The organism is Flavobacterium sp. MFBS3-15, from assembly GCF_026107645.2.
Taxonomy (GTDB): Bacteria; Bacteroidota; Bacteroidia; order Flavobacteriales; family Flavobacteriaceae; genus Flavobacterium.
In genome coordinates this window covers 66,104-87,511 of sequence record NZ_JAPCHV010000005.1, presented here as the reverse complement: position 1 = coordinate 87,511, position 21,408 = coordinate 66,104, and the positions used below count along the sequence as shown (strand labels likewise).

General features: G+C 42.0%; 19 protein-coding genes and 1 tRNA gene. 12 read left to right on the top strand and 8 right to left on the bottom strand.

Features of this window, described 5'->3' with window-relative positions; genetic code table 11:
- Nucleotides 1-205: 205 nt before the first annotated feature.
- The 3 genes from OGH69_RS06220 to OGH69_RS06210 all read left to right on the top strand — a co-directional run bounded on the left by OGH69_RS06220 (nucleotide 206) and on the right by OGH69_RS06210 (nucleotide 3,153).
- Nucleotides 206-721: a hypothetical protein gene (locus OGH69_RS06220; RefSeq protein ID WP_265173588.1), complete on the top strand. Its 516-nt coding sequence runs from the start codon at nucleotides 206-208 to the stop codon at nucleotides 719-721.
- 2 nt (nucleotides 722-723) lie between these two features.
- The gene (locus tag OGH69_RS06215; RefSeq protein WP_265173587.1) at nucleotides 724-2,019 is read left to right on the top strand and encodes a hypothetical protein; all 1,296 of its coding nucleotides are present in this window, start codon (nucleotides 724-726) and stop codon (nucleotides 2,017-2,019) included.
- A 252-nt stretch (nucleotides 2,020-2,271) separates the two neighbouring features.
- Nucleotides 2,272-3,153 carry an alpha/beta hydrolase gene (locus OGH69_RS06210; protein WP_265173586.1) on the top strand — a complete coding sequence of 294 codons (882 nt, stop codon included), beginning with the start codon at nucleotides 2,272-2,274 and terminating at the stop codon, nucleotides 3,151-3,153.
- 46 nt (nucleotides 3,154-3,199) lie between these two features.
- On the opposite strand, the gene OGH69_RS06205 is transcribed toward OGH69_RS06210, so the two are convergent.
- Nucleotides 3,200-3,273: transfer RNA gene (locus OGH69_RS06205), tRNA-Arg, on the bottom strand.
- Between the two features lie 188 nt (nucleotides 3,274-3,461).
- Here OGH69_RS06205 and OGH69_RS06200 point away from each other — a divergent pair.
- The 3 genes from OGH69_RS06200 (at nucleotide 3,462) to OGH69_RS06190 (ending at nucleotide 5,280) form a co-directional block, all read left to right on the top strand.
- Complete coding sequence (locus OGH69_RS06200) at nucleotides 3,462-3,719, top strand: dihydrofolate reductase family protein (protein ID WP_265173585.1); 258 nt, start codon at nucleotides 3,462-3,464, stop codon at nucleotides 3,717-3,719.
- A complete protein-coding gene (locus OGH69_RS06195; protein WP_265173584.1) occupies nucleotides 3,707-4,030 on the top strand; it encodes a dihydrofolate reductase family protein in 324 nt (107 codons plus the stop codon). Before OGH69_RS06200 ends, OGH69_RS06195 begins: the two co-directional genes overlap by 13 nt.
- Nucleotides 4,031-4,221: 191 nt before the next feature.
- Complete coding sequence (locus OGH69_RS06190; RefSeq protein WP_265173583.1) at nucleotides 4,222-5,280, top strand: NAD(P)-dependent alcohol dehydrogenase; 1,059 nt, start codon at nucleotides 4,222-4,224, stop codon at nucleotides 5,278-5,280.
- A gap of 96 nt (nucleotides 5,281-5,376) precedes the next feature.
- Here the strand turns inward: OGH69_RS06190 and OGH69_RS06185 are convergent, their stop codons facing one another.
- On the bottom strand, nucleotides 5,377-6,354 hold the full coding sequence (locus OGH69_RS06185) for a GlxA family transcriptional regulator (RefSeq protein WP_265173582.1): 978 nt from the start codon (nucleotides 6,352-6,354) through the stop codon (nucleotides 5,377-5,379).
- 121 nt (nucleotides 6,355-6,475) lie between these two features.
- Between OGH69_RS06185 and OGH69_RS06180 the strand changes: the two genes are divergently transcribed.
- The gene (locus tag OGH69_RS06180; protein ID WP_265173581.1) at nucleotides 6,476-7,534 is read left to right on the top strand and encodes an SRPBCC family protein; all 1,059 of its coding nucleotides are present in this window, start codon (nucleotides 6,476-6,478) and stop codon (nucleotides 7,532-7,534) included.
- A 145-nt stretch (nucleotides 7,535-7,679) separates the two neighbouring features.
- On the opposite strand, the gene OGH69_RS06175 is transcribed toward OGH69_RS06180, so the two are convergent.
- From OGH69_RS06175 to OGH69_RS06165, 3 genes are all read right to left on the bottom strand, one after another.
- Entirely contained in the window at nucleotides 7,680-9,059 is a 1,380-nt protein-coding gene (locus tag OGH69_RS06175; protein ID WP_265173580.1) for an exonuclease domain-containing protein, read from the bottom strand.
- A 125-nt stretch (nucleotides 9,060-9,184) separates the two neighbouring features.
- Entirely contained in the window at nucleotides 9,185-9,871 is a 687-nt protein-coding gene (locus OGH69_RS06170; protein WP_265173579.1) for an SIMPL domain-containing protein, read from the bottom strand.
- A gap of 53 nt (nucleotides 9,872-9,924) precedes the next feature.
- The gene (locus OGH69_RS06165; RefSeq protein ID WP_265173578.1) at nucleotides 9,925-10,557 is read right to left on the bottom strand and encodes a rhomboid family intramembrane serine protease; all 633 of its coding nucleotides are present in this window, start codon (nucleotides 10,555-10,557) and stop codon (nucleotides 9,925-9,927) included.
- A 106-nt stretch (nucleotides 10,558-10,663) separates the two neighbouring features.
- On the opposite strand from OGH69_RS06165, the gene OGH69_RS06160 reads away from it, so the two are divergent.
- On the top strand, nucleotides 10,664-11,557 hold the full coding sequence (locus OGH69_RS06160) for a lysophospholipid acyltransferase family protein (protein WP_265173577.1): 894 nt from the start codon (nucleotides 10,664-10,666) through the stop codon (nucleotides 11,555-11,557).
- Here OGH69_RS06160 and OGH69_RS06155 read toward each other — a convergent pair.
- Together OGH69_RS06155 and OGH69_RS06150 are read right to left on the bottom strand one after the other, a co-directional pair.
- Nucleotides 11,547-13,043 (bottom strand): aminotransferase class V-fold PLP-dependent enzyme, encoded by a 1,497-nt coding sequence (locus OGH69_RS06155; RefSeq protein WP_265173576.1) that lies wholly within the window; start codon nucleotides 13,041-13,043, stop codon nucleotides 11,547-11,549. The genes OGH69_RS06160 and OGH69_RS06155 overlap by 11 nt on opposite strands.
- 117 nt (nucleotides 13,044-13,160) lie before the next feature.
- Nucleotides 13,161-14,381 (bottom strand): OprO/OprP family phosphate-selective porin, encoded by a 1,221-nt coding sequence (locus OGH69_RS06150; RefSeq protein ID WP_265173575.1) that lies wholly within the window; start codon nucleotides 14,379-14,381, stop codon nucleotides 13,161-13,163.
- Nucleotides 14,382-14,480: 99 nt separating this feature from the next.
- Here OGH69_RS06150 and prmA point away from each other — a divergent pair, with 99 nt between their 5' ends.
- Both prmA and OGH69_RS06140 read left to right on the top strand, forming a co-directional pair.
- On the top strand, nucleotides 14,481-15,314 hold the full coding sequence (prmA, locus tag OGH69_RS06145) for a 50S ribosomal protein L11 methyltransferase (RefSeq protein ID WP_265173574.1): 834 nt from the start codon (nucleotides 14,481-14,483) through the stop codon (nucleotides 15,312-15,314).
- Nucleotides 15,315-15,336: 22 nt separating this feature from the next.
- Nucleotides 15,337-15,612, top strand: coding sequence for an ATP-dependent Clp protease adaptor ClpS (locus tag OGH69_RS06140; protein ID WP_265173573.1), 276 nt, complete (start codon nucleotides 15,337-15,339; stop codon nucleotides 15,610-15,612).
- 63 nt (nucleotides 15,613-15,675) lie between these two features.
- Here the strand turns inward: OGH69_RS06140 and OGH69_RS06135 are convergent, their stop codons facing one another.
- Nucleotides 15,676-16,209: a hypothetical protein gene (locus OGH69_RS06135; RefSeq protein WP_265173572.1), complete on the bottom strand. Its 534-nt coding sequence runs from the start codon at nucleotides 16,207-16,209 to the stop codon at nucleotides 15,676-15,678.
- Between the two features lie 533 nt (nucleotides 16,210-16,742).
- Here OGH69_RS06135 and OGH69_RS06130 point away from each other — a divergent pair.
- Both OGH69_RS06130 and OGH69_RS06125 read left to right on the top strand, forming a co-directional pair.
- Nucleotides 16,743-18,239 carry a T9SS type A sorting domain-containing protein gene (locus OGH69_RS06130; RefSeq protein WP_265173571.1) on the top strand — a complete coding sequence of 499 codons (1,497 nt, stop codon included), beginning with the start codon at nucleotides 16,743-16,745 and terminating at the stop codon, nucleotides 18,237-18,239.
- A 157-nt stretch (nucleotides 18,240-18,396) separates the two neighbouring features.
- Nucleotides 18,397-21,186, top strand: a complete 2,790-nt coding sequence (locus OGH69_RS06125) for a triple tyrosine motif-containing protein (protein WP_265173570.1) — start codon at nucleotides 18,397-18,399, stop codon at nucleotides 21,184-21,186.
- Nucleotides 21,187-21,408: the final 222 nt, after the last annotated feature.

Here is a 21,408-nt window from a genome sequence, read left to right as displayed (position 1 = left end):
TAAAACGTATAACCTTTTATGGGCTAAAAAGGAGACTTTAAAATGTCAAAATCAGCATGCAAAGAAAAGTAAACTTAATTAAAATGAAAAAGGGGCTATCCTTTTGAGACAGCCCCTTTTTTTATTTCAATATCTTTACCTGCACAGAGTCTATGTCAAGGCAAAAAAACTGATAATTGAAATTCATACTTATTAAGTATCAATCATGGGAATATACGGACATTATTTTTACTACAAAGAACGACTGCCTAAAGTCAATGAAATAAAAAAGAAATTTCTCGAGGTCACGGGCCTGGAGTTAGACTTCCATTCGATCGTTGAAGTAGATGACCTGGCAACAGAGCATGATGATATTTTGTATGCTATCATGAAAGAAACAGAAGAGCCAAGAAATCGTGTGCCGCTACGTCACCCCCGGTTTACCTGCAAGGAGTTCGAACCGGTCTATCTGGAAGAATATATGCAACCCCGGACAAGGGCGTTTTATATTATATGTGGAATACGGACTGAAAATATGTACTTTTTTAAGGCCCTGATCAAAACTTTTCTGGAATTGGGTGGGTTCACTAACACCCTCCATGTATACCCACCGCCTGAAGACCTTGATTTTGACAAACACTTAAAGCCGTATAATCCGCATGAGAGAGAATGGAAAAGAATCAAAAAATGGAATGAGATGTGTGATGTTGAAAAGGCAGCTTTTAAAGGAATACACAGTTAATTATGAAAAGCATTAACGATAGATTAAAAAGTTTCTTATTGGTTATTCTCGTAAGGGAAATAGAAACACAGGCAGAAACATGGGAACACCTCAAAATGCTCGATCTGGACTGTGACGATCTGTATATTGTAATTACCGAAACTGCTTTTGCCAATGAAGCCTGGGAAGTGTACCAAACAAAAAATCCAACCAAAGACGACTTGTTATATCTAATGGAAGGTACACCGAAAAGCCAGGAAGCCGAAGCCTATTTAATGGAGCGTTTTGAATTGGAAAATGAAGACTTAGACTGGCTTGTTGAGAAAACAGGCCAGGATAGATTTGCCCAACTGTTACTCCAACGAAACCCAAATAATGATCAGCTCATCACCATTATAAAACATAGCGGCCTTAATGAGGAAGCGGCAACAGAATTATTGAAAGGGACTCTTGACAATTATGACCTGCGGGCTATAATTGATAATTCAAATTTTAAAAAAAGAGAAGCACTGGAGCGGCTGTTTCAACAAAACCCAACGAATGAAGATCTGAGCGAGATGATTTGCTATACCGACCTGGGAGATTTGGAAGAACTGGTATGGGATCAGTTTTTATCACAAAACCCGAGTAATGAGGAATTACTATACTTTGTAAAAGACTATTCCGGACGTGGCAGGAAAAAAGAAGAAGCCGCGGCTTTGCTGATAGAGCGGGACCCTGACGCAGATGCATTAGCTGAGCTTATTGTTGCAGATCAATTTGCAGACATAGCTTTAGAAAAATTGAAGGAAATAAAGCCTGATCCTGAAGAGCTGGAATTTGTAATCCGTCTCAAAAAAAGAGGGATGAATGAAGTGGCAGCGCTGTGTTTGTCGTTGAACCCCGACAAAGAACAATTATTTGAGATTCTGGAAAACAGCGATAAAAAAACCGAGGCCGCCTTACAACTCATTCAGTTTCCACTGGAACTGCATGAATTGGCAGACCTGATTGTACACAGCACCATAGAGCCTGTCCTTGAATTGATAAGCGGGCGCGTACAGTTTGACCGAAGCCAGGTAAATGAAGAGGCCTTACTTCAGGAGATTGCTCAGAAAATCGTTAATAATCCTGAATTACTGGATGTAAATCATTGGCACAACGAAGAAAAACATTGTTTGGGAGGTTGGGCAATCACCCTAAATAAAGCATCGCAAAAAATAGAGCAACAATTTGGTTCTGAAATCGCTGCCGGGCTTTTGCTTCCTAATTACGTTCACCTGTTTTTTGCAGATAAAGATGCTGTAATAGAGGTATTGAAAAAGAAATCCATAGCATAGTTTATTACCTGCGTACCATTCTGATGCAAGATGACATTGTCTTCAAAAGGCACATTCGTCCGTTTTTTTTTGTTGTGTTACTATCCTGATTTTTTGAGCCTGGTCATCGCGTCCCGCAGCGGCGGGAAGGTCGCAGTTTTTCGGATCCTCTACACTGCTGAAGGGTGGATAACAATGACGGTGAGCTTTTAGAATTTTAAAATAACTCTTATATTTACAAAATCCTGCCAATTATATTTAAGGGGAAACACAATGATAAAATTTCTTCGCAAAACGACAGCCATCGTCTTTTTATTCCTCTCTTTAACTTCATATTCTCAACAGCCAAGTACAGAAGCTATGCTCACCAAAAAGGGGCATATCATCCAGTCTGTTATCAATGAAAAAGCATACCAATTGTACGTTTCCCTGCCTTCAGGATACGATCCTGTTGACGCGGCACGCTATCCTGTGCTTTATGTACTTGACGGTAATATGAATTTCCCTTTAATTGTGCCAATTCACGATCTCCTGGACTCGTCCGGGGAAATAGAAAAAGTCATTATAATAGCTATCGGAGATAGGGACCAGTCTGCGCAAACCTGGCTTATCAGCAGGGCACTTGATTATACCCCATCAAACGACCCTGTTGCCAATGCAGACATTGCGAGTGGACAAAATATTGCTTCTGACAGAATAAAATCAGGGGGTGCCGATAATTTTGCAAAGGTTCTGCAGGAGGAAATCATCCCTTATATAGATTCCCATTATAAAACGACCAACGACCGTGGCATTGCCGGCCATTCCCTTGGCGGATTATTTGCCGCCCATTGCCTGATAAACAAACAAGGAATATTTAACCGTTACGGGATCAGCAGCCCCTCTTTGTTTTGGGATAACAGCAAAATAATTTCTGAAGAAAAGCTTTTTGCTGAAAAACATAAAACACTGATCGCTAAAGTTTTTATTTCCATCGGAAGCCTTGAGCCCGAAATATTGCAATCTTCAATCAGTCCATTTATAATTGCATTGAAAACTCATAATTATAAAGGATTAGTGCTTTCCTCATACCGATTTGAAAATGAAACACACACATCGGTAGTTGCTGCCTCTATAAGCAGGACTTTGCGGGAATTGTATGGGCGAAAACTATAATTTGCATTATAAAAACAAAAAACCCGCTCAAAAGAACGGGTTTAGGTGATCGCGACAGGATTCGAACCTGTGACCGCCTGCTTAGAAGGCAGGTGCTCTATCCAGCTGAGCTACGCGACCGTGTTTGCGGGTGCAAATATATAAAAATATTTGATATAATCTATAGCTTCTTTAATTCAGCCCCCCGGTATTCTTTTTTATTTGAATTCTTAATCAAAAAGTCGCAACTACCCCCTATCGTTGTCGCTTTTGCACATTGGCATATCCCATTGTTTAGCGTACTTTTGAATAAACCAAACAAAGAAAAAATGAGGAAGATCATTTCATTTATGCACATATCACTGGATGGCTTCGTAGGAGGGCCTAATGGCGAAATGGACTGGATTGCCATAAACAAGGAAATCTTTGACCACGTGGAAAAGCGTATCAATACGGGAGACACCGCACTGTACGGCCGGATTACCTACGACATGATGGAAAGCTACTGGCCTACCGCCGCCGACAAGCCTGATGCTTCAACACATGACATCATCATTCCAGGTGGTATGCCGGTGTGCACAAAGTAGTCCTGTCAAAATCGATGGAAGGCGCTGATTTGAATAACACCACAATCATCAGCAGTAACCTTGCGGACAATATCAGGGAAATAACACAGCAGCCCGGCGAAGACATACTGCTTTTTGGCAGTCCCACCGCAACGCATGCCCTGATGGAGCTTGATTTGATAGATGGCTATTGGCTGTTTGTCAATCCGGTTATCCTGGGGAAAGGCATACCGTTGTTCAAAGGCGTTCAGGACAAGACGAAATTGAAATTGGTAAACACCACACAGTTCAATTGCGGTGTCACGGAACTGAATTATGTAGTAGCGAGATAATAATTTTTGTACCCGATATTAATGAACCCGTTCTCAGAGCGGGTTTTGGTATTTATTAAAGGTTCGTTAAATTTAATGAAAATGCCCGTTTTGCTATTGGATACCTGCATTCATTTTAAGTGTTTTACTTACCTTTAGTGCTCCAAATCCGCTTTTATGGCGGAAACAAATTCTAAACTTCAAAAACATTTATGGAAACAACACAAGCTAAGGCCTTTGGTACTGAAACTACCACAGCGCCTTTAGAACCAATGACCATTGAGAGACGGCAGCCTACCGCAAAAGACGTGGAAATCGATATCCTGTACTGCGGCGTGTGCCACTCCGACCTTCATACTGCACGCAACGACTGGGGAGGATCCATTTACCCTGTAGTGCCGGGCCACGAGATTGTGGGAAGGGTGCTCTCGGTAGGTAACGAGGTAACGAAAGTAAAAGCCGGCGACCTTGTGGCCGTGGGCTGCATGGTAGATTCCTGCAGGCATTGCTCAAGCTGCGGGCAGGACCTGGAACAGTACTGCCTTAACGGGTTTACCGGCACGTACAATGGAAAGGACAAACACCTCAACATCCAGACCTTTGGCGGATATTCTGAAAAAGTGGTAGTAGACGAGCATTTTGTACTCACCATGCCGGAGAACCTCGACCCTGCCGCTGCGGCCCCGCTACTGTGCGCCGGCATCACAACGTGGTCGCCGCTACGACACTGGAATGTGGGCGAAGGCAGTAAAGTAGCCGTGGTAGGCCTTGGCGGCCTTGGCCATATGGCCATCAAATTAGCAAAAGCATTAGGAGCACACGTTACCCTGTTCTCGAGGTCTCCCGAAAAAACACAGGATGCACTGGACCTTGGGGCACACGAAGTGGTTATCTCTACCGATGAAGACGACATGGCCAGGGTTAGCGGAAAGTTTGATGTTATCATCGATACCGTGCCATATGTGCACGACCTGAATCCGTACGTTGCCACACTGGCCGTCAACGGAACGCTTGTGGTGGTGGGCTACCTTGGGCCGCTTGAAGATATGCTGAATACCGTGCCGATGATCCTCGGCCGCAAGACAGTGGCAGGCTCGGTTATCGGTGGCATTGCCGAAACACAGGAAATGTTGGACTTCTGCGGGAAGCACAACATCGTTTCGGAAATCGAAATGATAAAAATGCAGGACATCAACGAGGCCTACGAACGCATGCTGAAAAGCGACGTACGCTATCGTTTCGTGATTGACATGGCTTCGCTGAAAGGCTAAACTATCGCAATACCAAATCAGAACCCGTTCGTTATGGACGGGTTTTGTTTTTATATGTGGTTAATTTTAATCGGCAAAATTTAGCCAGTTATTAAACTACACTGCTTCTCTATTGTATTTTGTCCTGTATTCCAATGGCGAAAGGCCGGTAATTTTCCGAAATACCTCGCGGAAAGCCTTCATATCCTGATAGCCTACGTCATACATCACTTCGTTAATAGTCCTGCGGGAGGTTTCAAAGGCACGCTTGGCCGATTCCATCTTGAGCCTTTGCAGGTATTCGAGCGGCGTGTTGCCTGTAGCTTTTATAAACCGCCTGTCAAACTGCCGCCGCACAATCGAAAATCGTGACGATAGCTCTTCAACAGATATCCTGTCCCGGTAATTCTCTTCCATAAACGCCTGCGCTTCGGCAACAAGGGTGTCGCCATGCTCTTTTTGCCCCTTGAAAATGATGAATTCCGACTGGCTATTCCTGTCCATCCCGATCTGGAACACCTTAGAGCAGTAAATGGCTGTTTCCCTGTCGAAATATTTTTCCACGAGATAGATTATCAGGTTCAGGAACGAATAGGCCCCGCCGTTGGTATAAATACCGTTCTCGTCGGTAATGAGCTTATCGGGCTGAAGATGTACCTTTGGGAAGCGGCTCCTGAAGTTATCGGCGGCCATCCAGTGCGTAGAGCAGCTTTTACCATCAAGTATCCCTGCAGATGCCAGCAGGTACGCCCCCGTGCACACACTGGCTATCTCTGCGCCATTTTTATACTGATGTTCAATCCAGTTAATGATCTCACCATTATCCTTTACCGCTTTGTCATAATTATGGTTGAGTGAAGGAATGATGACAAGGTGGGTGTCGGTTACCGATTTTATATGCACATGCGGTCTTACCGTAAAAAGGCCGCCATAAAAATCCACCTCATCCGAAATACCTGCCAGCTGTATCTTAAAAGCCGTCTTCCCCCCTTTAAACTGCCAATGGCTATAAGCCCTGGTAAAGATTTTATAAGCCCCGACAATACTGCTGAGATTGTTGGACCCGTCAGGTACAAGAATAGTGATGTGCTTCATAATGAACTCATTTGCTGCAAAGATAACAATCAGCCATGTCCAAATCAACCCCTGATAAAGTCTATTTTACACAGCATCGGAGCCAAATCCAGACTATACATTTGCTTAAAAACTTCAAATTATGAAAACCAGGCTATATCCGCCGGTGCTCTTGGCAATCCATCTTTCATCCATCAGCATTGCGGCCGGAACCCATTTAATCAATAAAAACCAAATCAAAATCATGGAAAACCAGGATTACACAAAAACATTTTTGCTCAGGCAAACCCCGCAACAGGTATTTGATGCGATTACAAACGTGCCTGCATGGTGGGCAGAGGACTTCCGGGGCGCATCCAAAAAACTAAACGACGAATTTGAAGCCCGCTTCTTTACCAATGTACACTACTCAAAGCAAAAACTGACAGAGGTAATACCCAATAAAAAAATAGTCTGGCTGGTTACCGACAGCCGCCTCAGCTTCCTGAAGGACAAAGAAGAGTGGACAGGCACAGAGGTTATTTTTGAGATTGCCGAAAAGAACGGCAAAACGGAACTCCATTTCACCCATAAAGGACTGAGGCCGCAAATTGAATGCTATAAGGACTGCACCAATGGCTGGACACAGTTTCTCGACAATAGCCTCATACCGCTTATCACCACTGGAAAAGGCAACCCGAAGGTGCTTGAGGGTGAAGTAGCCGAAAAGACAGGACAAAGCTATACTACGGCTTTTTCGGTAAGCCAGTCGCCAGCCGAAGTGTATACCGCCATTACCAACGTCAGTAAATGGTGGTCGGAACAGGTTGATGGTGGAACATCGGAAAAGGGAGATGAATTCACCTATCAATACAAAGATGTACATATCTCGAAGATGAGGATCGAGGAAGCCTTACCCGATAAAAAGATAATTTGGCGGGTGCTGAACAACCATTTTAATTTCATCAGCGATGAAACCGAGTGGGTGGGTACCCGGATCATTTTTGAGATACAAGAAAAAGACGGTAAAACAGAATTACGGTTTACCCATGATGGCCTTGTACCGGATTATGAATGCTACGAAATATGCCATGATGCCTGGACAAGCTACATACAGGGCAGCCTGAAAAGCCTCATTACGACAGGCAAAGGAAACCCCAATACCCGCGAGGAGGGCCTCAGCACTGAACTCATTGAAAAATGGGGATTGCCAAAAAAGTAAGGTTTACAAATAATAAAACCCGCTTTATGAGCGGGTTTTATGTCTAAATCGCATTGCATATCCTAAAAAATAATACAGGGTATACCCTAAAATCATATTGATCGGGACATTTTATCCTCCCAAAACAGGCAAAAATACCCTCAAACTACCCTTGCGCCAACTGTACAAAATGGACTTTGGAGGGATATTTTTCGACAAAGGAATACAACAGTTGCATAATGTATTGATTACCGGCATATCGGGTAACATAGTTCTTTACCTCAGAGACATCTATAAAACACACATCATCAGATACATAGCCCATTCCGTAAAAATGGCCGTCCTCCACCCATATGCAGCTACGCTCCCCTGCCGACCTGCCTTTATCGATGATCGCGAAGCTGGGCTTACTGCCTGAAATATGCACTATAACATTATCTACCAATGAGTTATGCAACTGAATATCGGGTAAGTTGGTGAAATCGGCTTTACGCGCGCCGTCGGCTGTCTCGGCCATGCCATATTTACAAAACCTGTGGTCAAGGCCAAACTTGTCAGCCAACTCCCGAAGCATGGTAATCCCCTCATATTCAGAATTAAACACTTCAATAGCGGTTTGGTGCTTTGCCAATTTGCTGACAGCAAGGTAGCGGTAACCGTTGCGTGCCTCGTATTCATACAGGCCAAATTTGGGTTCAAAACGCTTTAAGGCAGTGTTGTACACCGGCCAAAGCTTTTTAATCTCAGTGCATTCCAGCAATAGCGCCATAAGTTCGGTAGCGCATACCTCATAGGAAATACTATAGATATCCCTGAGGAAATTCTGGCGTTGCGGCGTAATCTTGTGCCCGCTGAAGTGCGAGGCTACCCGCTTTTTCAGGTTGATGGCCTTGCCTACATACACCACTTTACGGGCTTCGTTGTAAAAATAATAAACACCGGGCTTGTCAGGAAGCTGCTCAAAATCAGCAGGCGGCAGGTTCGGCGGGAGCCGCTGGTCCTGCGAGGTTTTCTTCACCATCCTTTGTATCTCTCCTGCGGTGTCCCATTCCAACAGGCGCGAAAAGAGTATGGCGGTGGCATCGGCATCGCCCCCGGCACGGTGGCGGTTTTCGAGGATGATATCCAGCGAATTGCAGAGATTGCCCAGGCTGTACGACCGAAGGCCCGGCCTAACCTTTCGGGCAGCACGCACGGTACAAAGCTTGCTGGCCGTCCACCTAAAGCCCGACTCCTCTAGCTGATGCCGCACAAAGGAATAATCGAAGTTAACGTTATGGGCTACAAATATGCGTCCGGTAAGCATTTCGACAATTTTTTCAGCAATGTCATCAAATATTGGAGCATTTTTAACCATTTCGTTGTTGATGCCAGTCAGCGCAAAAATAGCAGGTGGAATATCTTTTTGCGGATTGACAAGGCTTTCCCAACGTTCGATCACAGCAGTGCCATCATGAATAATTATGGCAATCTCGGTAATACGGCTACCGCCTGCATTACCACCGGTTGTCTCAATATCTACTATAGCATATTCCCTCTTCATCAATACTTTAAAGGGTGCAATATAAGAATTATTTACTTTATTAGATGATTATTTTATCAAAAACTCTTCCTGTTTAAATTATAAAAAAAGAGGCCTAAGCCTCTCTGATTGAATATTTTCGTTATCTGTTATTTCAACTCATAGCTGATATTTACATTTGCTGTCACTACAATTTCACCAATAGCAAGTGTCTCACGGGCCGAATCTTCAGCCATTGATTTAAATTGAGCATGAACCATTGGCGGATAGTAAATTTGCGTATTATCAGTTACCAATATCGCTTTACCCACTGCCTGCCCCAGTGCTCCGGCATAGTCTGAGGCTTTCTTTTTAGCATTTGCAACCGCTAATATCCTGGCTTCGCTTTCATACTGGGCCTGTTTCGATGTACGGAACTCCACACCATTGATGTTGTTGGCACCCGCATCTACTACACCCATCATCAGGGCATCATATTTAGACAAGTCCTTCAGGTGGATCACAATCTGTTGGCTGGCAACAAAGCTGTATTTCTTTTTGTCATAATCATAGTTCCTGTTCAGGCTTACCCTTTTAGTCTGGTAATCCTTTTCCGGTAATTTGGCGCCTTTCAGGTATTTGATTATGGCATCAATGGCCACATCGTTCTTTTTCTTAACATCATTGGCATCGGCGCCTGTATTTTCCACACCAATGGTTATCACCGCCTCGTCAGGGGTCACATATACCTTCCCTTCGCCCGATACGTTGATCTGGGGTACTTGTTTTTCCTGTAATGTCTGTGCGCCGGCCACCATGCTTACAGTGGCGAACAATAAAAGTGCAATTCTTTTCATGATAATTTATTTTTTGATTTTGATTATTGCTGAGAATCCAAAATGCGTGCCAATTATAGCTTTCCCATCTTTGCCATTACAAACAAAATTACTATTGGCAACGCTAAAAGTATGACAACCATAGTGTTATATTCTAAAATTTCCGGCACCCTTGCCAATGTTATCGCATAGCCTCCAATAGCCCCGCCAAAGTGCGCCGTATGGCCAATGTTATCCCTTTTAGACTTCATGCCATAAATGGAAAACAGCAGGTAGAAGATCCCATAAATGTAACCAGGTATGAAGAAATTTATCGTCATATCGGGATATAACAGAATAGAAGAGAACAATACTCCCACTACAGCACCCGAAGCTCCCAAAGCAGAATAGTGATATTCATTCTTATGAAAGTATAATGTGAGAAGGTTCCCTGCAAAAAGACTGATAAAGTATACCATTAAAAAACCAACCTCTCCTAAAACACTGATAACCACAGGAGCAAAGAAAAACAGCGTAATCATGTTGAAGACAAGATGCATCATATCGGCATGAAGAAAGGCGGAAGTAAACATGCGGTACTGCTGCCCTGCCCTGATGCTCCCAATGTGGAACAGGTATTTCCGTTTAAAAACCTCGTCATTAAACCCCTTGTAACTCACTATTGCGTTGATGGCGATCACCGCTATTAAAACCAGATCTGTATTCATTTGCTGTATTAAAAATGTAAAATTAGTTATTGTAGGCTAACTGTGCGTTAATTATCTTACAAACTTTAAGTCGGGAATAAAAAGTATATTTGCATAAAAATTAAGCATGCAGTTTTTAGCTTACGCGCTTGCCTATCCCATACTCCGGTTTATCTCGATATTGCCATTTCGGGCACTGTACTTTCTTTCCGATTGCACCTATATATTGCTGTATCGCATCATTGGCTATCGCAAATCAACCGTACGCAAAAACCTGGCATTGGCACTTCCTCATCTTTCTGATAAAGAACGCCGCGAAGTAGAGAAAAAATCGTATAAGCATTTTTGCGACACTTTTTTCGAAATGGCCAAATCACTAAGCATAAGCGACAAACAGATCAGGCAACGCTTTCAATTTACCAATATGGACCTTGCCCATGAATATGAAAATAAAGGCAAAAGCGTAGTGTTGCTAGTTGGCCATTACGGCAGCTATGAATGGCTACTTTCCATGAACCTGTATTTTCATACATTCAAGGGAATAGGAATTTATAAGGCAATTCGCAATAAATACTTCAATGAGTTGGTGAAGCGTATCCGCCGCAGGTTTGGTGCAGAACTGATTGGAACAAAGAGCATCATCCCGGCGATGCGCAAAAATGCCCGTGAAGGTATTAAAGGTTTCTACGGTTTTATAAGCGATCAGTCCCCCAAAAGCCAAAGCATCATTTATTACGGAAAATTCTTTGGCGTGGAAGTACCCATGCAGGTGGGTGGTGAGATATTAGCTAAAAAACTCGACATGAATGTGATGTTTGCCCGTGTTGAAAAGGTAAGCCGCGGCCATTACCAATGCACCTTTGTACCCCTGGACGGAAGCCCTAAGGAGTATCCCAACTTTACAGTGACCGATTGGTTCATGAATTTGCTTGAGGAGCAAATAATCCAAAAACCCGAGTATTACCTGTGGACACACAAAAGGTTCAAGCACCGCAAGAAAGAATCTGATATTACAGCGTAAACCAGTCCCTGATTATATCATGTGCTTCCCCTGCCGAATTAACATGCGTAAATTCGTTGCTGTACTTATTATATGTGTAATCTTTAGCCCACTCCGCATGGTTTTGCGCTAATGCCTCAATCGCATCGCATACAAACTGAATCTCAGCGTTGGTAGTAGTAGGGTGGATTGACATTCGTATCCATCCTGGTTTTTCAATAAGTTCACCTGCCGAAATCTTATCGGTAAGGTAATGCGACATTTCCTGGTCAACGTGCAACAGGTAGTGACCATAGGTACCTGCACAGCTGCATCCGCCGCGGGTCTGCACACCATAGCGGTCATTCAGTAATTTTACGCCAAGGTTAAAATGCAGGCCGTCAATATAAAATGACACCACACCCAGCCTATTCTTGTGCTGGCCGGCAAGTATGTTAAGGTTTGGAATATTGCCCAAACGCTCAAAAACGTAGTCGATAATCTCTTTTTCCCTTTTCAGGATATTATCAACCCCCATCTGCTCCTTAAGCTTAATGGATAGTGCCGTTTTTATAACCTGGAGGAAACCCGGGGTGCCTCCGTCTTCGCGGTCTTCAATATTATCTACATATTTATGTTCGCCCCACGGGTTGGTCCAGCTTACTGTTCCTCCCCCCGGATGGTCGGGCACCATGTTCTTGTAAAGCTTTTTGTTAAACACCAAAACGCCTGATGTACCCGGGCCGCCCAAAAATTTATGCGGAGAGAAGAATATTGCGTCAAGGCAGGCTTCCTGATCTTCAGGATGCATGTTGATTTCTACATATGGTGCCGAACAAGCAAAATCTACAAAACAGACACCATTATAGCGGTGCACCAGTTTAGCAATGTCGTGGTAAGGGGTTTTAATGCCTGTTACGTTTGAACAAGCGGTTACCGATGCTATTTTAAGAGGATGGTCTTTGTATTTTTCCAGCAGTTCCTTAAAGCCATCAAGGCAAATCAGCCCTTCTGAACAGGCGGGTATCACCTCTACATGGGCAATTGTCTCCAGCCATGAAGTCTGGTTGGAGTGGTGTTCCATGTGCGAAACAAATACTACCGGCCTTTTTTCTTCGGGTACATTGGTATATTTACGGAGATTTTCAGGAACTTTCAACCCCAAAATGCGCTGAAACTTATTGATAACCCCCGTCATGCCGCTACCGGTATTGATTAGGACATCATCTTCACTAGCATTAACATGATGCTTGATGATGTACTTGGCTTCGTGGTAAGCGTTGGTCATTGCTGTACCGGAAACGGTGGTTTCAGTATGAGTGTTGGCTACGAAAGGGCCAAATTCATTAAGCATTTTCTCTTCAATAGGGCGGTATAGCCTGCCGCTGGCAGTCCAATCTGTATAAACGATTTCCTGCTTGCCGAATGGCGAAATGAACTCCTGCCCTATACCGACAATGTTTTGCCTGAATTTCGCGAAATAATGCTCCAACTCACTTTTGAGCATTGTATCCCCAGCCTGTAGCATAGTAGTAATGTTTGATTCCCGCAAATGTATTAAAAGATATTGGAAGATGAATTTTCAAAGGTTTTTTTGCCGCCAATTACACAAATTCCATAAATTTTGTTGAGATTAGTGCAATGACTATATCCCCATTTCGACCTGGAAGCGTATGTACCAATTTTGCTTTGAAGTATTATCAAAATAGCTCAGTTCATCAAGCGTAAATTCCAATTGGGCTTTAAATGCATGTTCCCAAACATATTTTGTGAATCCAATGCTGTATTGCTTAGCGTCGGGTGCCAACACTGCAATGTCACTATTTGCTTTTTGTTTTGAAAATCTGCCAATTAGCTCATAATTTGAAGGAAAAAGATAACTTAATTGGTAATCCATTCCGTTTCCTGTAAATATATACTCAATATCAGTTGCATCCTCGGGGTTGACCGTTATAGGGTCTTTAGCGAAACGCTGCATATAAGCCGCCATGAATGCCCAACCATTATACTTAACCATCCCATCAAGAAATAGGGACTGCATATCTCTTTTTTCGAAAAGGTCATTACCCAGCTGTCCGCCTGTTCTCCTTGCTTTATTATTAAATTGATAAGCACCGGACAGCATAAGCTTTGGAGTAGTTTCCCTTTTCAGGTCCCCTTCAAAATATGCACCATCTTTTGTAAATGCCCCAAAAGGATATAACTCAAATTTCCCGGTGTAAGCAAGCCCATTATCCGGCTCATCTGTTGAATTACGCCCCTCACCCATTGTTATCGCGCTCCTTAAGTTATACGAAAATTTATCTATTGCCTCATGCTGGTTATGCAACTGGAAGCCAAAATCCCTGTCGATGTTAAATTTCGCATTATTGATAGTCCTGTCGCTTAGCTGCAACGCTCCCGATGAATTGACACGTTGCCGGTTACCCGGCAGCTTGGTTTGTCCAAAGCCAATGTTCCAGTGTTTTGTAGGGCGGTAAAAAACCACAGCATCCCTTATAATGTTAAGGTTTTCGCCCTCCTTCACCTCACCTACATCTCCAGGGGCAAATGATAACTGTATGGCATATATAAAGCGTGGGTCGCCCACATATCCGTCAAAACGAAGGCGAAGGCGGCGTATCTGTCCGTCAATGGCACTCTCTTCTCCTTCTTCCTGTAAATAAGTGGCACGGTTTTGTACCCTGAAACGGATGTTAAACTGGAAAATACTGTCCGGCGATGTGATGCCCAAACCTTTACCATAGTTATAGTAAGGCAATGCAGACAACTTCAGGTCATTATCCTTTGTAGTCTTTTGAAGGGTTACCTGAGCGGAAAGCGGCATTATGCCAAAGAAAAATAAAAACGTAATGATGCGTTTCATCTAAGTTCAGTTGTTAGTTGTGTTGAAAATGCAAACTTAACACATTAATAATTATGACTCAATATTGCTTTAGGATTACCTTTGCAGAAATTTAAGGTTATGTCGAATATTTATATGGGGTATCATTTTACCATTGAACCCAAAGAGCCGGGTACGGAAATTCTTATTGCCGAACTGGGTGAAACCGCATTTGAAAGCTTCATTGAAACCGAAGAAGGGCTTTCTGCTTATGTACAGAAAGAATTTTGGGATGAAAGCATTCTCGCTGGCATCCAAATATTTGGATCACACGAATTTAAGATTGAATATACTTTTGAAGAAATCGCCCAGGTAAACTGGAACGAGGAGTGGGAAAAGAATTTTGAGCCGATAGATGTGGACAATACGTGTCGGGTAAGGGCGCCGTTCCATGAAAAGACCAATGTGAAGTATGACATCGTGATCGAACCGAAAATGAGCTTTGGTACAGGCCATCACGAAACCACTTTTATGATGATACAGCACCTGCTGGAAACTGATGTCGAGAATAAGAAATCACTTGACATGGGCTGCGGTACTGCGATATTGGCTATTCTTGCAGAAATGAAAGGAGCACAACCAATCGATGCCATTGATATCGACAACTGGTGTTACCTTAACTCTATCGAAAACGCGGAGCGCAATAACTGCAAACATATTTCTGTTTATGAGGGTGATGCTTCACTGCTGGCAGGTAAAAGCTACGATCTTATTATCGCCAACATCAACCGTAATATCCTGCTGAATGACATGCAGGCTTATGTAGATTGCCTTAATAAGGAAGGCATTTTGCTATTGAGCGGTTTTTATGAAGAGGATATACCGGCCATTGATGCATGCTGTACCCAAAAAGGCCTTACCTTTGTAAAAAAGTTTAGCAGAAACAACTGGGTTTCACTAAAATATCTAAATTAGCAACTGAGATAATTTATTTGAGATGAGCACAAGGGAAAAAGTTTTAGAAGAAGTACTTGTCGAAGAACTGACATCACTGAATAATGAAATTATATTGTATAATGATGATGTGAATACTTTTGATCATGTCATAAACACGCTTATCAAAGTTTGCAGGCATACAGCAGAGCAGGCTGAACAATGTTCACTCATTGTACACTACAATGGCAAATGCACTGTAAAAACAGGCGAATACAAAGACCTTAAGCCGCAGTGCACACAACTTCTGGAAGCCGGATTAAGCGCAGAAATAGTTTAAACAACATATATAAACAAAGAAAGGATGCCATAAGCATCCTTTCTTTATTACTTGCACTTCAGATTATTTCTCAAAAACATACGTAATACTACCCGGAGTATAAATAGCTGCCCCAGCCTCATTCCTGTCAGGATATACTGAGAAAATGTTATCATCTTCCCAAATAAGCTTGTCACCCTGCTTCGTTAGAGTAAGCGTTACGTCCTGCTCATTCTCGCTTTCGTAAGTAATTGCAATAATAGCATTTGTACCACTACCTTCAACAATTTCCCATGTACCTGTATAGGTAACATTTGTAGCACAACCGGATGTACCATCAGTTTCATTCACCAAAATAGCTGTTGCGATATAAGTGAAGGTATTGTCAGCACGAAGGGTAATTTTTCCATTATTGTAGCAATTAGACTCTTCGGTTTGATCGATGTGAGAATCACCATCATCATCAAAGTCGGTTGCCAGTTCGGTATTTACCTCCTCAAGCTCATACGTACCTTCAATACGAGCCGCACTGTTGTTGTCGCTGTCATCATCGCTACAAGCTGTAAACCCAAGCCCTGCAAGGACCAACGAGCATACTAATAAATTCATCTTTTTCATGTTCCTAAATTTTAAAGTTATTGTTAGTTAACTGCAAAACTATTATGCATGCATCATAATAAAATTCTAAAATCTGTTAATTAGATATACTTTAACACCATGCTCAGTTGAAGATGGACATAAGCTTTAGCTATTAAGTTATATTGAGAATAGCAGTCATTATGAAATACATTTCATCTTTTTGAGTAAAGCATTACCATGCACGATTGCAAGAATAGATTATACAGGTAAAAAATCAAAAAAATATCTGGCAATCACTTGTAGCCCTACATTATTCACTACATCAAAATTCAATTAATGGTTAAACCACCTATACATTACCACAACATGTAGAAAAAGAGGATGAATACTTATACTTTCCATTAGGCTGAGAAATTCACATAATCATTTGTATTGATTGATGTTTTCATAATTCAGGATATGAAAATTATAAAGTTAATTTATTGTATAGTTTCTATATAGGCGTATAATTTACATCGTTTTCGTTGAAACGCTACTTTTATCTCCATAAAACCTCTTAAAACTTATTCTTTATGGAATTGAAAAAATTACTTAAAACTAAATTATCTAAAGCAGCTGCTTTTGCCGGCATAAGCCTTCTTTCTTTGAACGCACAGGCACAGGTTGAAGTAACTATTGGAAATTTGGCTCAGGAAGGTACATGGGTAGGATATGCCAACTGGTTTGAAAACAATGGAGCTTTTGAAGCTAACCAGCAACTTACTTATGCCGGAGGAAGTCCATGGGGCTTTGATGCTCTGAAATCTGTATTGAATGCTGGAGCGAATACTATCAGTATATATCCTAATTACAACACCTATGAGGCAGGCAATGCTTACTGGGCAAATGGAAATACCGGAAATAAAATATTCGAGGGCAGCACCATGGTAGAAAGGACAGATCTGGCAGGACAGCAACTTGTATTTTCCGGAACTACCGTAAGTTCTACGTTAACATCGAGCTTTAAAGATGTTGCATTTATAAAAGTATTGAACCCTGCTAATGGTTACTCAGTAGATTATCATGTAACAGAAGAATTGGTTCCGGGAGAAAACTGGACACTCACCACAGGTAATTTTACAATACAGCCAGGAATGCTTGTTCAGTACGGACTTGCTGTAATGGGACTAAACCAAAATCCAACAACTGAGGCGGCAAACGGATTTACTGTAGTAACCGCAGGTGAACCTGAAGAACCTGAACAACCTGCCGGTGAAACAGTAACCATTTCAGATCTTGCAACTCCGGAACTATGGAAAGCTTATGCCAACTGGTTTGAAAATAATGGTGCGTTTGAAAACAACCAACCATTGACATATGCCGGTGGAAGCCCTTGGGGTTTTGATGCTTTAAAATCAGTGTTGGATGCAGGGGCAAACACAATCTCTGTTTACCCTAACTACAACACTTATGAAGCAGGCAATGCTTATTGGGCAGATGGCGATACAGGAAATAAAATTTTTGAAGGAAGTACGTACGTTGAAAGAAACAACCTGGCAGGCTCATCACTTACTTTCATCGGCACAACAATAAGCACGACACTACTTCCTGCTTTTGAAGATGTGGCTTTTATTAAGATCCTTAACCCGGCAAATGGTTATTCTGTGGATTATCATGTTACCGCAGATCTTGTAGCTGGCCAGGAATGGAATCTTACTACAGGAAACTTCAATATACTTCCAGGTATGGTTGTACAATACGGCATTGCAGTAATGGGCAAAAATCAAAACCCTAATACTGAAGCTGCAAACGGATTTACTGTTGTCGGATCTGCTACTGCAGGCATAAAAGATCTTAAGAAGAATACAATTGTTATGTACCCTAACCCGGCAAGCAGCGTGTTGAACTTCTCTTCTGAAGATGCTATCGAAACTATTGAAATCTACAACATTATGGGCCAGAAAGTTGTGAATGCAAAACCATCACAAAACACTGCTACTGTAGATGTATCAGGCCTTATGAACGGTGTTTACATTGTGAACACAACTGTAAATGGAAAGCAGAATTCTGCCCGTTTCATTAAGCAATAATCGATTATTCTAATTCATGTTGATAATAAAGCCGCCTGTTTGCATCCGGGCGGCTTTTATTTTAACAAGCTCTTAAGATTTTCGATCAATTTACAACGGTTTTATTTTCATGTTGTATATTCGTAAACCATCTGTAACTAACCAAACCTACCACGCTTTGATTAAAAATACAATATTATTTTTACTGTTTACACTGGCAGGATTTGCACAGGAACTCCCGCCTATCATTAAATATACCCCCGAAATTTATAGTGGGGGCAATCAAAACTGGGCAATAAGCCAGGACAACAGCCACTTCATGTACTTTGCAAACAACGAAGGGCTGCTAGAATTTAACGGTTCAGCATGGACACTGTATCCTTCACCCAATGAAACGATAATCCGGTCAGCAAAAGTGATTGGCAATCGTATCTATACAGGTTGCTATATGGAATTTGGCTATTGGGACCGTCAACGCAATGGTACCCTGAAATACACTTCATTAAGCCGGTTCATAAAAGATAAGATATTGGATGATGAACAATTTTGGAACATTACACAATACGACCAGTGGGTTATCTTCCAATCACTGAGCCAGATATTCATTTATGATACTAAAACAAAAAAATTCCGCATAATTAAACCCGAAACAGGTGTCAATAAAGTATTTACCGCTCATGGCACCATAATGTATCAAACGTTTGGCACAGGCCTTTTCGAAATAGAGAACGGCAACAGCAAACTGATAAGCAACAACACAGAACTCATTAAAAATAAGATCGTTAACATTTTCCAGATCAACGATGGATTGTTGCTCCTAACACAGTATAACGGATTTCTTGAATTTAAGGATGGTTTGGTAACCCCATGGGTAATTCCGGCAGACAGCCAGCTTAAAATGAGCAGCATTTACCACAGCCAGAGGTTATCTGATGGGAGTTTTGCGCTTGGCACTGTTTCCAATGGGATATTTATACTGACGCCACAGGGTAGTGTTCGCTACCATATTACACAAAATAAGGGGCTTAGCAATAATACAGCCCTATCCGTATTAGAAGACAAAGACAAAAACCTGTGGGTAGCGCTCGATAATGGCATTAACTGCATCAACCTGCAATCTGCGGTAAAGAGTTTTTCCGACGATACCGGGTTTCTTGGTACCGTTTACGCATCCATACTCCATAATGGCCTGCTCTATGTAGGAACCAACCAGGGCCTTTTTTATAAAGCCTATAACAGCTACGAAGAATTCAAATTCATACAGGGAACAAAAGGCCAGGTATGGTCGCTTTTCGAATATGAGGGCAGCTTGTTTTGCGGGCACGATTCAGGAACATACATTGTAAACGGCACTACCGCAACTTCGCTTTTTAATGGATCGGGAACCTGGAAATTCGAACCTCATCCCACTAACAGGAATTTAATGTTACAGGGGAATTACCATGGTATATCCGTAATGGAACGCAGTGCGGGCGGTTGGAAATTCCGCAACTGGATAAAGGGCTTCGACTATTCCAGTCGTTATTTTGAACTTGTTGGCAACGACATTTACATCAGCCACGAATACAAAGGAGTATTCAGGATAACTACAGATCCCGGATATAATAAAGTATTGAAATTTCATACCTACAAAACTCCTGCAAAAGGCAAGAATGTGAGCCTAAGCAACCTGAATGATGATATATTCTATGCTTCAAAAGACGGTTTTTTTAAGCTTGATAAAAAAAGTAAAGAATTTGTGAGGCAGGAAAAGCTGTCTTCCACCTTCCTTAATGATGAGTACATATCAGGTAAGCTAACCCCTGACAAGACGGGCAAGCTATGGTTCTTTACCCGTAATTACATCAATTATTTTACCTGCGGTAAGATGAATACGGAACTCAGGCATGACGTAATACCGATTCCGTCATCGCTTACTAACTCAATGTTGGGTTATGAAAATATTACACAAATAACGCCCAGTACATATCTAATAGGCACCACAGACGGTTATTATACCATTAATCTTAGCGAACTCGCTTTTAACCGTTACAACGTCATCATTACCAATGTGGGCAGTAATGCTATGAATGAAGGTGCTACATCCCAATCGATTAAAGAAGAAGGCAGTTTCAGGCATGGAGAAAACAACCTCACCTTCTCGTTTACGGTACCGGAATATGGCAAGTACATCAATGCAGAATATCAATATATGTTGGAAGGTGCACAGGATGAATGGAGTGACTGGAGCACAAGGCCCTTCGTAAGCTTTAAGAACCTGACCTCAGGCGATTACACCTTCAGGGTAAGGGCAAAAACAGGCAACTCACTATCCTTCAACACTGCAGAATATAAGTTCACCATTATGAAACCCTGGTACGCTACAACAATAGCTTTACTAATTTACCTTGTCATTGCGCTAATCGGGGCATATCTCATCAACAGGGCCTACAAGAACTATTACCATAGGCAAAAGGAAAAACTGATAGAGGAAAACAACCGACTGCTTGAAATCAAAGAGCTTGAAAATGAGCAGGAGCTTATGAAGGTCAAAAACCAGCAGCTGGAGCAGGAATTTGAGAACAAAAACCGCGAACTGGCTGCATCAACCATGAACCTTATCAAAAAGAATGAGCTTCTGTCAATGATCAAGGAAGACCTGAAAAAATCCGGAGAAGGAGGAAGTATAAAATCGGTGATTACAACTATTAACAAAAATATTAACGAGGACGATACCTGGGATATGTTTAAGGAGGCGTTTAACAACGCCGACAAAGACTTTTTAAAGAAGATAAAAAAGGCACATCCATTACTTACGCCAAACGATTTGAGGCTTTGCGCCTACCTCAGGCTGAATTTATCCTCAAAGGAAATAGCACCACTGCTAAATATTTCGGTAAGGAGTGTGGAGATCAAGCGATACCGTTTGCGTAAAAAAATGGATCTTCCCCACGAATTAGGACTTGTTGAGTATATTCTTTCGGTTTAAACAACTACAACAATTTTAAAAAACACCTATACAACACCTCAACAAATTTGCTTTTACAAGGTTTTCGTTGTGTTTAGGCAACTCATAACACTTCTCTTAAATTCCTGTTAATACAGGCGTAATGCTGTATGGAGGGATTTAAAATGACTTTTTTTAGAAATGTATATATTTTGTAGCGGTTAATTTTGGATTATTTAATCCTGACTAACCTAATTTTATAAA

Bases quoted from the DNA above. Each gene is read 5' to 3' on its own strand.
- OGH69_RS06220 (WP_265173588.1), top strand. From the start codon at position 206: ATGGGAATATACGGACATTATTTTTACTACAAAGAACGACTGCCTAAA.
- OGH69_RS06215 (WP_265173587.1), top strand. From the start codon at position 724: ATGAAAAGCATTAACGATAGATTAAAAAGTTTCTTATTGGTTATTCTC.
- OGH69_RS06210 (WP_265173586.1), top strand. From the start codon at position 2,272: ATGATAAAATTTCTTCGCAAAACGACAGCCATCGTCTTTTTATTCCTC.
- OGH69_RS06200 (WP_265173585.1), top strand. From the start codon at position 3,462: ATGAGGAAGATCATTTCATTTATGCACATATCACTGGATGGCTTCGTA.
- OGH69_RS06190 (WP_265173583.1), top strand. From the start codon at position 4,222: ATGGAAACAACACAAGCTAAGGCCTTTGGTACTGAAACTACCACAGCG.
- OGH69_RS06185 (WP_265173582.1), bottom strand. From the start codon at position 6,354: ATGAAGCACATCACTATTCTTGTACCTGACGGGTCCAACAATCTCAGC.
- OGH69_RS06180 (WP_265173581.1), top strand. From the start codon at position 6,476: ATGAAAACCAGGCTATATCCGCCGGTGCTCTTGGCAATCCATCTTTCA.
- OGH69_RS06170 (WP_265173579.1), bottom strand. From the start codon at position 9,871: ATGAAAAGAATTGCACTTTTATTGTTCGCCACTGTAAGCATGGTGGCC.
- OGH69_RS06165 (WP_265173578.1), bottom strand. From the start codon at position 10,557: ATGAATACAGATCTGGTTTTAATAGCGGTGATCGCCATCAACGCAATA.
- OGH69_RS06160 (WP_265173577.1), top strand. From the start codon at position 10,664: ATGCAGTTTTTAGCTTACGCGCTTGCCTATCCCATACTCCGGTTTATC.
- OGH69_RS06155 (WP_265173576.1), bottom strand. From the start codon at position 13,043: ATGCTACAGGCTGGGGATACAATGCTCAAAAGTGAGTTGGAGCATTAT.
- OGH69_RS06150 (WP_265173575.1), bottom strand. From the start codon at position 14,381: ATGAAACGCATCATTACGTTTTTATTTTTCTTTGGCATAATGCCGCTT.
- prmA (WP_265173574.1), top strand. From the start codon at position 14,481: ATGTCGAATATTTATATGGGGTATCATTTTACCATTGAACCCAAAGAG.
- OGH69_RS06140 (WP_265173573.1), top strand. From the start codon at position 15,337: ATGAGCACAAGGGAAAAAGTTTTAGAAGAAGTACTTGTCGAAGAACTG.
- OGH69_RS06135 (WP_265173572.1), bottom strand. From the start codon at position 16,209: ATGAAAAAGATGAATTTATTAGTATGCTCGTTGGTCCTTGCAGGGCTT.
- OGH69_RS06130 (WP_265173571.1), top strand. From the start codon at position 16,743: ATGGAATTGAAAAAATTACTTAAAACTAAATTATCTAAAGCAGCTGCT.